This window comes from Saccharopolyspora pogona (assembly GCF_014697215.1).
Taxonomy (GTDB): Bacteria; Actinomycetota; Actinomycetes; order Mycobacteriales; family Pseudonocardiaceae; genus Saccharopolyspora; species Saccharopolyspora hattusasensis.
Genome location: NZ_CP031142.1, coordinates 5,651,712 through 5,665,027, shown reverse-complemented (window position 1 = coordinate 5,665,027; position 13,316 = coordinate 5,651,712). Strand labels below are relative to the sequence as shown.

Below are 13,316 nucleotides of genomic sequence, written 5' to 3'. Positions count from 1 at the left end.
GTCACCGCACGCGCTGCATGGCCTTCTCGCGCCGCGCGGCCACGCTCGACCCCGACTCGCGCCGCGCCATCCGGCGCAGCACCACCGGGGCCACCACCAGGCCGACCACGGCCCACAGGCCGAGCACCCCGACAGTCTCCAGGTGCCGCCAGGACTCGCCGATCTCGGCCGCCGCCATCCCGTCCGGCAGCAGCGCCGACCGCATGCCGAGCCCGAGCCAGTACATCGGGAAGACCTGCGCGATCCACTGCAACCACTCCGGGTACCCGGTGATCGGGTAGAAGATCCCGGAGATCGCGATCAGCCCCATCATCGGCAGCATGATCAGGCCCAGACTCCGCGGGTTGGCGAACAGCGAGCCGATGATCGCGCCAATCGGCATCGTCGCGACGAGCCCCAGCACCAGCACCCAAACCAGCGTCAGCCAGGTGTCGACACCGGTGGCCAGGCCGTCGAACATCACCAGGCCGGGCACCAGCAGGATCACCAGGCTGACCAGCGACATGCACCCGATCAGCGTGATCTTGCCGATCAGGTAGCCGAACATCCCGTCCGGGGTGGCCTTGGCGCGCAGCAGGGTGCCGTCCTCGCGCTCGACCGTCAGTTGTTGCGCGATGGTGATCAGCCCGGAGAACCCGATGCCCATGCCGAGCGCGCCGGGCAGCGTCATCGCGCCCAGCGAGAAACCGGCCACTGTGGACCCGCGCTGGAACGACATCACGACCAGCAGGATCACGGTGGGGAACAGGTAGCCCCACAGGTCCTGCGGGGTGGTCAGGGTCTGGCGGAACTCGATCCAACCGCGCTGCAGGCCGGCGCGTGCGGCGTTGGCCTTCACCGGTTGACCTCCTCGGCGTTGAAGGGCAGCGCGGCGTCGTCGCCGTGCCCGGATTCGTGCGCGCGCACCATCGCCATGTAGGTGTCCTCCAGGGTGGCCCGGCGCACCTCCAGTTCGGTGATTTCGTCGCCGTGCTGCGCGAACAGGTCCCGGACGAAGTGGGTGGCATCTGCGGCCGAGTGCACGTAGCGCTTGCCGTCGCGGGTCCACCTGACCTCCGACTCGGCGGCCACCTGCCGGGACAGCTCGTCGGCGGAGCCGTCGGCGACGATCCGGCCGCCGGCCAGGATCAGGATGCGGTCGGCCAGCTTCTCCGCCTCGTCCAGGTCGTGCGTGGTCAGCAGGATGCCGGTGCTGTCGTCGGCGAGCCGGTGCACGAGGTCGTGGAACTCCCGGCGGGCCTGCGGGTCGAAGCCGACCGTGGGCTCGTCCAGGAACAGCAGTTCCGGGCGGCCGACGATGCCGATCGCGACGTCGAGCCGGCGGCGCTGACCGCCGGAGAGCTGCCCGGCCCGCTTGTTCGCGTGCTCGGTCAGGCCGACCGCCGCGATGAGTTCGTCGACGTCCCAGGGCCGGGTGATCTGCGCCGTGGAGTACGGCGAGTAGTAGGTCCCCATGTGTGCCAGGAGCTCCCGGACGCGCCACTTGCTGTGGTCGCGCCATGACTGCAGCACGACGCCGAGCCGGGCCCGCCAGTTTTCGTCGCCGCGCGCCGGGTCGGTGCCGAGGACTTGGACATCGCCGCCGGAGCGCATCCGGAAGCCTTCCAGGACCTCGATCGTCGTGGTCTTGCCCGCCCCGTTCGGCCCCAGCAGCGCCACCACCTCGCCCCGGCGCGTGGCGAAGTCGACACCCTTGAGGACGTCGGTCGTGCCGTACCGCATCCGCAGGTCGCGGACCTCGAGCGCGGCGTCATCGTCGGGTAACCGCACCGGCGGCAGTGGTGCCGCCGATTCGTTCGCGACTGTCATAACCCCAGTGCCTTCCATAGCAAGGATAGGTCTACATGTAGCACATATGCTACATGCTGAACTATCAACTGCATCGACCGGAGCGGAGGTTGCTCCCGAGCTTCGGGCAATTGGGATGAATCCGAACGGGTGGTTGGGCTGGCTGGATTCGCCGCCGCCGTCGTCGGTGAATCCACGCGGTGTCGCCTCGGGTGGAATTGTTTTCGTATTTTTCGGGTGATGTTCCGAGCTGGTCTCGAGATTTGTTTTTGGTGCATGGATTCAATTGATCTTGTGTAATTGATCAAATCTGGCTCGCTGCGCGTCGCGAAAAAGAGTGGAGTGTGCCTCGAAAAAGCCTCTTACATCGTGTTGAGCTGGGAAAATGTCGATCCTCGTGCCGTTCTCCGATCCGTGGTTGCAATTTTCGAATGAGGTGTCACCGCATGAGGTGAGCCCTGTTGTTCCGAGTTGCCGACCTTTGTGTCGATGGCGATACGGTATTCCGTGCGAGGCTGACGGAGAAGTGTTGGAACCGGTTCGCCTCGTCCGAATTGGTCGGCGCGGAACTCGGCGCCGCAAGTCCCGGTTCTCATGGAAGGAAGTGCTTTGATGCGTACTGCGAAGCGCGTGCTGACGGTTGCCGCGGTGAGCCTCCCGATGCTGCTCGGAGCGACGGCCGTGGCGATGGCCGACGGCAACCACGACGGCTCCCCGACGCAGGTGCAGAACCAGGACGAAGTCCAGGTGAGCAAGCCGACGAACACGAACGTTTCGCCCTCGACCGTGGTCCAGATCGGCGGTCACAAGCAGGTCGCCAACACCGGCTCGACTCAGACCAACAACGCTGACCAGGACCAGGACGGCGACTGGGACGGCAACGCCCAGGCGCAGCTGGTCAAGGACGGGTCCCCGACGCAGGTGCAGAACCAGAACGAGATCCAGGTGAGCAAGCCGACGAACACGAACGTTTCGCCCTCGACGGTCGTCCAGATCGGCGGCAAGGAGCAGATCGCCAACACCGGCTCGAACCAGACCAACAACGCCAACCAGACCCAGGCAGGGGACTGGCAGGACAACACCCAGGCCCAGGTGGTCGGCAAGCACTGATTTCCGCGTCAGCAGGCCCCGCTCCCGTTCGCCAGGAGCGGGGCCTTCTGGTGGTTCCAGCCCACTGCGGCGTCGCGGTTCAGGGCGAGACGGCCCTGCGGGCGGCGGCGATCAGCGTCTCGGCGGTGGCCCGGTCCAGCGGCTCGCCGGTGATCAGCCAGTGGTAGACCAGTGGCCCGAACAGCAGGTCCCGGATGGTTTCCGCGGTGATCACTCGGTTCGCGAGTAAGTTCCGGCGATCCGCGGATCTGACCAGCTGATCGGATGTGCCATAAAATTCCCTATGAATCTTTAATAAAGGGGACGATAGAGTAGTTTTGCATCCGATATGGAGATCATGTGGAGGGGGCATGAGCGCGATCTACAAGTCCGAGGCCGGCGCGAGCGAGATCCGGCGGCACTACCTGGAGGTGCTGAGCGCCTGGCCGGTCCCCGCCGAGCACGTGTGGGTGCCGACCCGCGAGGGGGAGACGTTCGTCGTCGTCTCCGGGCCGGAGGACGCACCGCCGGTGCTCTTGCTGCACGGCTCGGGGGCGAACACGACGATGTGGCTGCCCGACATCGCCACCTGGGCGCGGCACTTCCGCACCTACGCCGTGGACGTCATCGGTGAGCCGGGCCTGAGCGCGCCGTCCCGCCCGCCTCTGGCGTCCGAGGCCTACGCGTTATGGCTGGACGACGTGCTGGAGGGGCTCGGGATCACGAGGACCTCGATCGTCGCGACCTCGCTCGGCGGCTGGCTGGCGCTGGACTACGCCACCCGCAAGCCGGAGCGGGTGGCGAGCCTGGCCCTGCTGTGCCCCGGCGGCGTGGGGCGGCAGAAGGTGGGTTGGCTGTTCAAGGCGTTGCTCCTGCGCGCGTTCGGCCGCCGGGGCGTGCGGCGATCGGCGGGAAAGGTCGCGGGTCTGGACCCGGTGCAGGACAAGGCAGTCCTCGACGCCCTGGTGCTGACCTTCACGCAGTTCAAACCGCGCGCGGAGCGGCTGCCCGTGTACTCCGACGACGCGTTGCGGCGCCTGACGATGCCCGTGCTCGTGGTGGTCGGCGGACGCGACGCCATGTTCGACTCCGCGGGAACCGCCCGGCGGGTGCGCCGGTGCGTGCCGCACGCGACCGTGAACCTCCTGCCCAAGGTCGGGCACGCGATCCTCGGCCAGACCGATCCCGTCCTGGAGTTCCTCCGCGGCTGATCCGCGGGCCAGCAGCAGAAGCGGCCCTCGCTCCGGTTCGCGCGAGGGCCGCTGTTCGGGGAATCCGCTACACGCGTTGCGCCACGAACTCCGCCAGGTCGGCGGACTGCTGGACCCGGGACTCCTCGTGGACGTACATCATGTGGCCTGCGGGGTAGTAGCGGACGTCGACGTTCTCCCGCAGCCGCTCCGGAATCGGCAGCTGCGCCAGCACGTGCTCGGCCGCGAAGTACGGGGTCGCGCCGTCGGTGTAGCCGCAGCCGACGTGGATCCGCAGGTGCCGGTTGGCCTGGAACGCCGCACCGAGCTTGTCCACAACGGACACGCTCGCGCCCTCGAACTCCTTGTAGGACCAGGGCTGCACCCGGCTGGACAGCGTCTCGTACGGCAGATCGCTGGCGTAGTCGAGCTCTTCGCGCAGGTAGTGGTTGATCGCCGCCGCGTAGGCGCCGCGGATGCCGGAGATGCTCGGGTCGTCGCTGAAGTGCTCCCCGGCGGCATCCGGCTCCCAGCCGGTGAACCGGCCGTCCATCCGGCCGACCGTCGCCCGCTGGTCGCGCAGCAGTTCGGTGAAGAACCGGATGTGCTCGATGCGCAGGTTGGCGCGGTCGACATATTCCTCGGACAGCCCGGACAACGCGGCGACCCGCCGAACGATGTCCTCGCGCTCTGACGAGCTCAACCGCGCGCCGCGAGCCAGCGCCCACGGGTAGTCCTCGGCGGCGAACTTCTCCGCCTCGTCCAGGACCTCGCGCAGCGGCCGGTCGCCGTGCTTGCCGTGGTAGTGCGCGATCGCCGCGTACGTCGGCAGGAACAGCGAGTACGGCAGGTCGTTGCCTTCGGTGAACCGGATTGTGCCCATGTCCAGCACCGAGGAGATCAGCAGCAGGCCGTTCGGGTAGAGCCCGTGCCGCGACTGCAGGTGCTCGGCGAGCGCGGCGGCGCGCAGCGTGCCGTAGGACTCGCCGGCGAGGTACTTCGGCGACATCCAGCGGCCGTTGCGGGTGGTCCACAGCCGGATCACCTCGGCGATCGACTCGATGTCCCGCTGGTAGCCGTGGAAATCGCCCGGCGTGCCGCCCTCGACCGCCCGCGAGTACCCGGTCGACACCGGGTCGATGAACACCAGATCGCTGTGCCGCAGCAGGGTTTCCGGGTTGTCGACCAGCCCGTACGGCGGCGGCGCGAGATCGCCGGCGTCGCCGGAGACGACCCGGCGCGGGCCGAGCAGCCCGAGGTGCAGCCACACGCTGGAGGAGCCCGGGCCGCCGTTGAACGCGAACGTCACCGGTCTGGTGCCGGGTTCGGCGTCGGCCACGTAGGAGGTCAGGAACACCTCGGCCCTGGGCTTGTAGCCCTCGAACTTGCCGTCGGAGTGGACCTCTTCGCGCAACACGATCCGGCCGGTCGTCGCGGTGTAGGCCAGTTCCGCGCCGTCCGCGGTGATCGTGTGGTGGGTGCTGACCAGATCATCGACCGGTTCGGCCGGGGTGGTCGATTCCTTGACCTCGTCGGATTTCTCCTCGCTGGCTGCCATGCCGCCCACATTACGTGCCGTCGAACGGGGTTTCTGCCATTTTTGGGAGGTGCCCGACACGCCCTCCAGGCTGATCGCCGACCCGGTCGGCGACCCCGCCGCCGCAGCCCCGAACGCGAACCGGATCGCCGAACTCGACGAGCTGGTCACCCACTGCACCGCCTGCCCGCGGCTGGTCGAGTGGCGGGAAGAGGTGGCGCGGGTCAAGCGCGCGGCGTTCCGAGACGAGGAGTACTGGGGACGACCGGTGCCCGGCTTCGGCCCGCCCGACGCGGAGATCGCGATCGTCGGACTTGCCCCGGCGGCGCACGGGGGGAACCGGACGGGCCGGATCTTCACCGGCGACCGCTCCGGCGATGTGCTGTTCCAGGCGCTCTACGACATCGGCCTGGCTTCGCAGCCGGCGGCCCGGCACATCGACGACGGTTTGACGTTGCGCCACACCAGGATCACGGCGCCGGTGCACTGCGCCCCGCCGGCCAACAAACCGACGCCGACCGAACGCGACACCTGCCGCCCGTGGCTGGTCCGCGAACTCGACCTGCTGCGCCCGACGCTGCACGTGGTCGTGGTGCTGGGCGCGTTCGGCTGGCAAGCCCTGCTCCCGGTCCTGGCGGACGCGGCCTGGGAAGTCCCCAAACCCCGACCGAAGTTCGGCCACAACGCCCACGTAGAGCTCCCGCCGGCGGACGGCGGGAACCCCCTCCACCTCCTCGGCTGCTACCACGTCAGCCAGCAGAACACCTTCACGGGGAAGCTCACCCCGGCGATGCTGCGCGGCGTGCTGGAACACGCGAAGAGGCTGGCGGAGCTAACGTGAGCTCGAGCACGTACTTGACGTACTTGACGTACTTGCTGGCGGTCGGCACACTGTTGAGGACTGAACAGGGGAGCTGCCATGTCTGCCGTTCACTACGACAGCTACACCGAAGCGCGTGCGCATCTGAAGGATCTGCTGGATGCGGCAGAGAAAGGGCGGGTCGCCACGGTTCGCCGGGAGTCGGCCAGAACAGCCGTCGTTGACGTCGAGCGGCTGCGTCACTTTCTTGCGTCGCTCGTGCCTTCACGGGCGCAAGTGGTTCCGGAGGCTGACGGCTGGTCTGTGTTCATTCCTGGACTCCCGGTGGCCGCAGATGGAGCGACCTTCGACGAGGCGATCGCCGAGATGATCGAAGCGTTGCGCGAGTACGCCGATGACTGGCAGGAACGTCTGTTGGACGCCCCGAATCACCGCGAGAACTGGGGTTTGGTCCAGTTGATCAGTCTCAGCGATGATGACCAGTTGACCGACTGGCTCGTCGGGGCGGCGCGATGACATGGCCGCAGCCGACACGCAAAGACCATGACACGTTCTGTCGCGTCGAGGAGTGGCATCCGGTGCGCGATGCGCGTGGACGTACAGGCACGCACCACGTCACCTATGAACTCGCGCTCCCTGACGGGCGGATCTTGCGGAACCGGATCTCGCATCCGGTCGATCGGAGCAGCTACGGCCGCAGCATGTGGAGCCACATCCTGCGCGATCAGCTGCACGTTGAGGAAAGCTGCTTCTGGGCCTGTGTCCAGGACGGGATCAAGCCGGATCGCGGGATTGCTGCACCGCCAGCGGAGGCGTTGCCCGCTGACCTCGTGTATTTGCTGATCTCTCGGGTTGGTCTCGATGAGGCTCAGGTAGCGGGAATGAGCAAGGCCGAAGCAGCAGCGCGGGCACAGCGGTACTGGACGGAAGGCAGCTGACCCTCGACGGAGCTATTTCGCCAAGGTCACTGCGAACAGCGCAGCCGTCGACTGGGGTTGAACGGCGTGCTTCCGTGAATCCGTTCACCTGAGCAGAACACCTTCACCGGCAAGCTCCCCCCGGCGATGCTGCGCGGCGTGCTGGAGCACGCGAAGGACCTGGCGGGGATCGGATGAGCCGTAACCTGGCTACGGTCGATCAGCGCCGTTACTTTGGTTGTCCGGTCAGAGCGGCCTCGATTCGGGCGAGGCGTTCGTTGGTTTGTGTCAGATCTTCGCCCTTTACCGGGTGCGTTCCACGCACTGCCTGTTCGACGATCTCCCGAAGCAGCGTCGTATAACGTATGCCTCGCCCTTGGGCAAGGGTCTTCAGTCCTTCGACCACATCGGTGGGCAACCGGAGAGAAGTTGTCTTCATCGGTGGTGGATCGACCCACTGACCGTGCTCCATCTCCGCCGAGGTGTCGTGCTCGTCGTAGTACGCGGCGAGCTCTTCGAGTTCTTCGGTCGGTCTGGGGAGATCCTCGGTCTTCTTCTTGGTCTGCATGGTCACTGTGCCCCTCGTGACGGTCTTCTCGCTGGGCGTCATGTCGCGGGCGGTCACGATGAAAGCCGCACCATGATCATCAACTGCCACCACAGGCAGGTACCGCCCTGCATAGGTGCGGTCGTAGATCAAGGTTGTGTCGTTCTTGCCGGGAATCATCCAGTAGGGCCGTTCGAGAATGGCTTCCCGAACCTCATCTAAGGTCACATCGTGGGCGGCGATGTGCTCGGCAGACCACTCGCTCTCCCTCACCTGAGGCCCGTGAGTGGTTTGAGGTGCTACAGCACCTCAAACCACTCACGGGCCAACGTAATGCAAACGCATTACGTTGCCTGGGTGTGTCGAGGTGCGGGTGCTCTGGACTACCACTGAAGGCAACGAGGATGTCTGACGAGTTTGTCATGCCTCCGGTTCACCCGGGGGAGGTCCTGTTTGAGGAGTACCTGGAGCCGCTGGGGGGTTCCCCAGCATCGGCTCGCCGTGGCGATCGGTGTTCCGCCTCGTCGGATCAACGAGATTGTGCACGGCAAGCGGGGGATCTCAGCTGACACCGCACTGCGTTTGGCGCGCTTTTTCGGTAAATCCGAGCGGTTCTGGCTCAACCTCCAGTCGCGTTACGACCTGGAGCGGGAGAAGGATGCGCTCGGCGACACGCTGGCTCCCTGCCACGCTCGCCCCAGCGCGCCGAGTCCGACACCACGGCCGCCGCTGCGGCCTCGGCGTCGGAGCGGAACGTGGCAGGCAGGGCGCGGATGAGCTTGCGCAGGGCGGAGGTCAGCTCGGGCGCGGCGGAGCTAGCCGGGCCGAGGAGCAAGAAGAGAGCCCGGGACTCGGCCGCGCTCAGCCCGCTGAGGTCGGTGCGGGCACCACCGACGAGCGACCACCCGCCGCCGCGCCCCGGCTGCGGATACACCGGGATGCCCGCGGCGGACAGCGCCTCCAGGTCGCGGCGGGCGGTGGCCACGGAGATCTCCAGCTCGTCGGCCAACTCGGCAGCGGTCACCCGGCCACGGGCCTGGAGCAGCAACAGGGCAGCGACGAGACGGTCGGCGCGCATATCTCCATCCTCGCGAACAAAGTGCTCAATCGATGAGCACTTTGGCCGCGAAGGTGGTCACACGACCTGCAAGAGAGGAACCGAGATGCTCCGAGGACTCACCGTCTCCTTCTAATCTCCCGACCTCGAGGCGACCAAGCATTGGTACACCGAGCTGTTCGGGATCCCGCCCTACATGGACACCCCGGGATACCTGGAGTGGCGCATCGGCGACTACCAGCACGAGTTCGGCGTCATCAACAGCTCCTACGCGAAAACCGAGCTGGCCGCGACCCCGGATCCCGGCGCGATCGGCCGACCGGCAGGCGCGGTGGTGTTCTGGCACGTGGACGACGTACCCGCGGCCCTCGAAAAGCTCGTTGCCATGGGGGCGACGGAGCACGACTCGCCGCGCGACCGCGGCGAGGGCTTCATCACCGCCTCCGTGATCGACCCCTGGGGCAATATCCTGGGACTGATGTACAACCCGCACTACCTGCAGGTTCTGGCCTCCTAGGCGAAGGAGTCGGGACAAGCCCCACCTTCGCTTTCGCGAACGGAGGCGGCGGCTTCCGCAATCCGTTCACGTCAGCCAGCAGAACAACCTTCACCGGCAAGCTCACCCCGGCGATGCCGCGCCGCGTTCTGGAGCGCACGAAGGAGCTGGCGGGGATCTGATAACCGACCGATCTGGCTTCGGCGTGGAACGCTGTGAGACCTAACGGACCTGCCAGGGATTCACGAGCTCGACTCCCGTTTCCTCGAAATCCTTGATGTTGCGGGTAGCCAGCGTTGCCCCACGTGCACGGCAGATCGCCGCGATCTGAGCGTCCGCGGCACTGATGGGGCGGCCGAGCTGGTCGCGTTCGCTGACCACGACGGCGTAATGGGTGGCGGCTAGTTCGTCGAACAGTTCGACCCGCCCGTGGAAGTCGTCGTTGATCAGTGCATGAACCGCCGCCGTCAGCGCCGTCTTCCGGTGACCATCAGGAAGTCGGGATACCCCGTACAGCAGTTCGGCGGCCGTGATCGCTGTTGTCGCTACCTCGGTCGCGGGGAGCGGCAACCTTCAACGGCAGCAACCTTCAACGGCAGCAACCTTCAACGGCAGCAACCTTCAACGGCAGCAACGTGATCGTTGCCCAAGCTGTGGTCTGGCCGACCGTCCGCGGAATTTCGTCGTGCCACTGGGGCGATGGGTCGCGCATCGCCGAGCGGCATGCAACGGGTCACATCCAGGCCCGGGTGCGAGTTGGGCGGGGTCGGCCTGCTCGATGGTCAGGTCGTCGAGCGCGACAACGGCGTCGATCTTCCGGAAGAAATTGCTCGGGCGTGGGCATCCGGGTTCAAGATTCGGTAGGGTGGCGAAAACCAGCCTCCATGACACCTCGGTGATGTCACTCTGATGTCATCCGCCGCCGCCCATTCCGGGTGCGTACGCAGCGCGTTTGTCCGTGCACAGCGCGTTGATCGTGATCGATGCCATCCGCGACTGGCGTCACATTAAGGGGGGTCGGCGCAGCGCGAATGCGGGCAGTGGTGCGACCATGAGCGCATGGCTGGTAAATCCGATCCCACGCGGATTCTCATCCTCGGCGGCGGTTACGTCGGCATGTACACGGCACTTCAGCTGCAGAAGAAGCTGGGTCGCCGCGAGGCCTCCGTGACGGTCGTCGATCCTCAGCCGCACATGACCTACCAGCCCTTCCTTCCGGAAGCGGCCGCGGGTTCGGTTGAACCCCGCCACGTGGTAGCGCCACTGCGACGAGTGTTGAAGCGGTGCAACGTGATCACCGCCGCTGTCACCGAGATCAAGCACGACGAGAAGGTCGTCACGGTCGAGAACCCGCAGACGGGTGCGGAGACCATCGCCTACGACGTGCTGGTCGTGGCCCTCGGCTCGGTCTCCCGGTTGCTGCCGATCCCCGGCCTCGCCGAGGAGGGCATCTCCCTCAAGACCGTTGGTGAGGCCACCTACCTGCGCAACCACGTGCTGGGCAAGATGGACGCCGCGGCCAACACCGGCGACCCCGAACTGCGCAACCGGCTGCTGACCTTCACCTTCGTCGGCGGCGGCTTCGCGGGCGTCGAAGCGCTGGCGGAGTTGGAGGACATGGCCCGCTACGCCACGCGCTACTACGACAACGTCAAGCCCGACGACATGTCCTGGGCGCTGGTCGAGGCCGCTGGCCGGGTGATGCCCGAGGTCAGCGAGAAGATGGGCGTCTACGTCGTCAAGGCCCTCGAAGAGCGCGGCATCAAGGTCTACCTGAACACCTTCCTGAAGTCCGTCGAGGGCGGCCACGCCGTGCTCTCGGACGGCACCGAGTTCGACACCGACACGCTGGTGTGGAACGCGGGCGTGAAGGCCAACCCGGTGCTGAAGAACAGCGATCTGCCGCTGGACGAGCGCGGCCGGGTCAAGGCAACCGCGCACCTGCAGGTCGAGGGTCTGCCCGGCGTGTGGGCGGCCGGTGACTGCGCCGCGGTCCCGGACCTGTCCAAGACCGAGGAGAACCCCGGCGCTACCTGCGCGCCGTCCGCACAGCACGCGGTGCGGCAGGCCAACCAGCTGGCCAAGAACCTGCTGGCTTCGCTGCGCGGCAAGTCGACCAAGGAGTACTGCCACGCCTACGCTGGCTCGGTCGCCGGTATGGGGCTGTACAAGGGCGTCGCCGACGTCTACGGCTTCAAGGCCAAGGGCTTCATCGCTTGGTTCATGCACCGCTCCTACCACGTGAGCCGGATGCCCACGTTCAACCGCAAGCTGCGGATCATCATCGACTGGACGCTGGCGTTCCTGTTCAAGCGCGAGGTGGTGTCCATGGGTCAGATCCAGAACCCGAGGGCAGCCTTCGAGCGCGCCGCCGCGAGCTGACCGGCCGAGCGCCGGGCACTCGCAGCAACCAGGCCGCGTGTCGCACTGGGCACGCGGCCTTTTTGTCCCCAATGCATGCTCCGTGCGGGCTACATGGGGGCCGACTATCCTTGACAATCCGTAGTGGGAAATCGAAGACTGTGGCAAGATCTTCACCTGAAAGGATGGGTCAACGGGGGAAGGGGTGAATCCCTTGACGCTGAAAGAGCTAGCCGCCCTGCTGCGCAGCGGTGAGGTCGAGGAAGGACCGCTCGCTGACTTCGCGGTGGACTACCAGGAAGCATCTCGGGTCTTTCGGAAGAAGGACGACTGAGCATGGATGTGGCCGAGGGGCTGCCCTCAGGTCTCGGAAATCCGTCCGGGGCGACCGACCAGCCGTCCCTTCGCCCAACCCCGATGTTGTTGCAGGGCCAGGACTATTTCTTCCGGTCGCCCGACACCCCGCTGGACTTCCAGGAGCGGATGTTCCGGGCCGACCTGGTCGCCGACGAGCCGGGCGACCCGGTGCCGTGCGTGCTGGTGCTGGCCCGCGCCGCCGACATGGAGATGAACGAGCTGTCGCTGGCGTTGGCGGACCACGACATCCGCATCTTGCGCATCGACGCCGACCGCTGCCTCGACCTGCCCCTCACCATTTACACCGACACGCCGCTGATTGAGTTCCAGCGCTGGCTGCTGCGCCCGGTCATGGTGTGGCGGCGGCACTTCGACATCACCGCCATCCCGGTCGATCCGGCCACGGTGCACGGCGCGTACGTCCGCGAGCAGTGGCAAGCGGTTGCGAACTGGCTGGCCTGCCGCGACGACTGGGAGCAGGTGAACTCGGTGCGCTCCACCGAGCACCTCGACCGGCTGACGCAGCTGCAAGGCGCGTCGGCGGCCGGCCTGCGGGTGCCGCGGACCGCGGTGACCACCATGCCCGGGCGCAGCCGCCCGGGCGGCGGCCGGTGCATCGTCAAGACGGCCGGCCACCACCTGCTCGAACCCAAACCGGGCGCGCTGCGCGGCCTCTTCCCGCAGCCGTTGGACATCCGGCGCACGGGCGAAGCGCGCGAACCGGCACCGGTGCTCGTCCAGCAGTACCTGGACGCGGACCGGGAGCTGCGCGTGTTCGTCATCGGCGACCAGGCGATCGGCTTCCGGGTGCGGAAGCTCGACCCGGCGCAGCTGTGGGTCGACCCGGATTCGGTCGCGGTGGAGCGCGTCGAGGTGCCCGAGAACCTGCTCCAGCGACTGCTGGCGCTGTGCCGCCAGTGGCGGCTGGACGTCGCGGCCTTCGACTTACTCGGGGTCGGCGACGAGTGGGTGTTCCTCGAGGTGAACGTCAACTGCGACTGGCGCTGGTTCGAACACCGGGCCGACTGCGCGGACGTCTCGACCGCCGTGCACGACTGGGTACGAGGTCGCTTCGCGGACCTGTCGGCCGCGATGAGCGGACGGGGGAGCTGGTGACGGAGCCAACAGGAAACACGTTCGGCGGTTCCTGGGAACCG

Annotated in this window: 13 protein-coding genes and 3 pseudogenes; 9 read left to right on the top strand and 7 right to left on the bottom strand. The window is 66.9% G+C overall.

Translation table 11 applies throughout. The annotated features are described in order from the left end of the window. Nucleotide 1: 1 nt before the first annotated feature. Nucleotides 2-838, bottom strand: coding sequence for an ABC transporter permease (locus DL519_RS26210; RefSeq protein ID WP_190818691.1), 837 nt, complete (start codon nucleotides 836-838; stop codon nucleotides 2-4). Further along, complete coding sequence (locus DL519_RS26205; RefSeq protein WP_223840359.1) at nucleotides 835-1,722, bottom strand: ABC transporter ATP-binding protein; 888 nt, start codon at nucleotides 1,720-1,722, stop codon at nucleotides 835-837. The genes DL519_RS26210 and DL519_RS26205 overlap by 4 nt, the downstream gene beginning before the upstream one ends. Nucleotides 1,723-2,400: 678 nt before the next feature. On the opposite strand from DL519_RS26205, the gene DL519_RS26200 reads away from it, so the two are divergent. Further along, nucleotides 2,401-2,898 (top strand): hypothetical protein, encoded by a 498-nt coding sequence (locus DL519_RS26200; protein WP_190818689.1) that lies wholly within the window; start codon nucleotides 2,401-2,403, stop codon nucleotides 2,896-2,898. 79 nt (nucleotides 2,899-2,977) lie between these two features. Here the strand turns inward: DL519_RS26200 and DL519_RS26195 are convergent, their stop codons facing one another. Next, nucleotides 2,978-3,250: a TetR-like C-terminal domain-containing protein gene (locus DL519_RS26195; RefSeq protein ID WP_190818688.1), complete on the bottom strand. Its 273-nt coding sequence runs from the start codon at nucleotides 3,248-3,250 to the stop codon at nucleotides 2,978-2,980. Here DL519_RS26195 and DL519_RS26190 point away from each other — a divergent pair. Continuing rightward, nucleotides 3,249-4,088, top strand: a complete 840-nt coding sequence (locus tag DL519_RS26190) for an alpha/beta fold hydrolase (protein ID WP_190818687.1) — start codon at nucleotides 3,249-3,251, stop codon at nucleotides 4,086-4,088. The genes DL519_RS26195 and DL519_RS26190 overlap by 2 nt on opposite strands. A 67-nt stretch (nucleotides 4,089-4,155) precedes the next feature. Here DL519_RS26190 and DL519_RS26185 read toward each other — a convergent pair whose 3' ends face one another. After that, a complete protein-coding gene (locus tag DL519_RS26185) occupies nucleotides 4,156-5,625 on the bottom strand; it encodes a S10 family peptidase (RefSeq protein WP_190818685.1) in 1,470 nt (489 codons plus the stop codon). 49 nt (nucleotides 5,626-5,674) lie between these two features. On the opposite strand from DL519_RS26185, the gene DL519_RS26180 reads away from it, so the two are divergent. The 3 genes from DL519_RS26180 to DL519_RS26170 all read left to right on the top strand — a co-directional run bounded on the left by DL519_RS26180 (nucleotide 5,675) and on the right by DL519_RS26170 (nucleotide 7,362). Next, entirely contained in the window at nucleotides 5,675-6,445 is a 771-nt protein-coding gene (locus DL519_RS26180; RefSeq protein ID WP_397545074.1) for a uracil-DNA glycosylase, read from the top strand. Between the two features lie 78 nt (nucleotides 6,446-6,523). Then, nucleotides 6,524-6,940 (top strand): prevent-host-death protein, encoded by a 417-nt coding sequence (locus DL519_RS26175; RefSeq protein ID WP_190818684.1) that lies wholly within the window; start codon nucleotides 6,524-6,526, stop codon nucleotides 6,938-6,940. A 62-nt stretch (nucleotides 6,941-7,002) separates the two neighbouring features. Next, nucleotides 7,003-7,362, top strand: a complete 360-nt coding sequence (locus DL519_RS26170; RefSeq protein WP_223839568.1) for a cytotoxic translational repressor of toxin-antitoxin stability system — start codon at nucleotides 7,003-7,005, stop codon at nucleotides 7,360-7,362. 208 nt (nucleotides 7,363-7,570) lie between these two features. On the opposite strand, the gene DL519_RS26165 is transcribed toward DL519_RS26170, so the two are convergent. Further along, complete coding sequence (locus DL519_RS26165) at nucleotides 7,571-8,161, bottom strand: hypothetical protein (RefSeq protein WP_190818682.1); 591 nt, start codon at nucleotides 8,159-8,161, stop codon at nucleotides 7,571-7,573. 131 nt (nucleotides 8,162-8,292) lie between these two features. Between DL519_RS26165 and DL519_RS26160 the strand changes: the two are divergent. Further along, a pseudogene (locus DL519_RS26160) lies at nucleotides 8,293-8,566 on the top strand (HigA family addiction module antitoxin); the annotation flags it as partial. A 1-nt stretch (nucleotide 8,567) separates the two neighbouring features. Here DL519_RS26160 and DL519_RS26155 read toward each other — a convergent pair. Then, a pseudogene (locus DL519_RS26155) lies at nucleotides 8,568-8,966 on the bottom strand (helix-turn-helix transcriptional regulator); the annotation flags it as partial. 130 nt (nucleotides 8,967-9,096) lie between these two features. Here DL519_RS26155 and DL519_RS26150 point away from each other — a divergent pair. Then, nucleotides 9,097-9,462 (top strand): annotated as a pseudogene (locus DL519_RS26150) (VOC family protein); the annotation flags it as partial. 201 nt (nucleotides 9,463-9,663) lie between these two features. On the opposite strand, the gene DL519_RS26145 reads toward DL519_RS26150, so the two are convergent. Beyond that, complete coding sequence (locus DL519_RS26145) at nucleotides 9,664-10,011, bottom strand: type II toxin-antitoxin system VapC family toxin (RefSeq protein ID WP_190818680.1); 348 nt, start codon at nucleotides 10,009-10,011, stop codon at nucleotides 9,664-9,666. A 489-nt stretch (nucleotides 10,012-10,500) separates the two neighbouring features. Between DL519_RS26145 and DL519_RS26140 the strand changes: the two genes are divergently transcribed. Both DL519_RS26140 and DL519_RS26135 read left to right on the top strand, forming a co-directional pair. Next, nucleotides 10,501-11,823 carry an NAD(P)/FAD-dependent oxidoreductase gene (locus DL519_RS26140; RefSeq protein ID WP_190818678.1) on the top strand — a complete coding sequence of 441 codons (1,323 nt, stop codon included), beginning with the start codon at nucleotides 10,501-10,503 and terminating at the stop codon, nucleotides 11,821-11,823. Between the two features lie 315 nt (nucleotides 11,824-12,138). After that, the gene (locus DL519_RS26135) at nucleotides 12,139-13,275 is read left to right on the top strand and encodes an ATP-grasp domain-containing protein (RefSeq protein ID WP_223839566.1); all 1,137 of its coding nucleotides are present in this window, start codon (nucleotides 12,139-12,141) and stop codon (nucleotides 13,273-13,275) included. Nucleotides 13,276-13,316 lie beyond the last annotated feature (41 nt).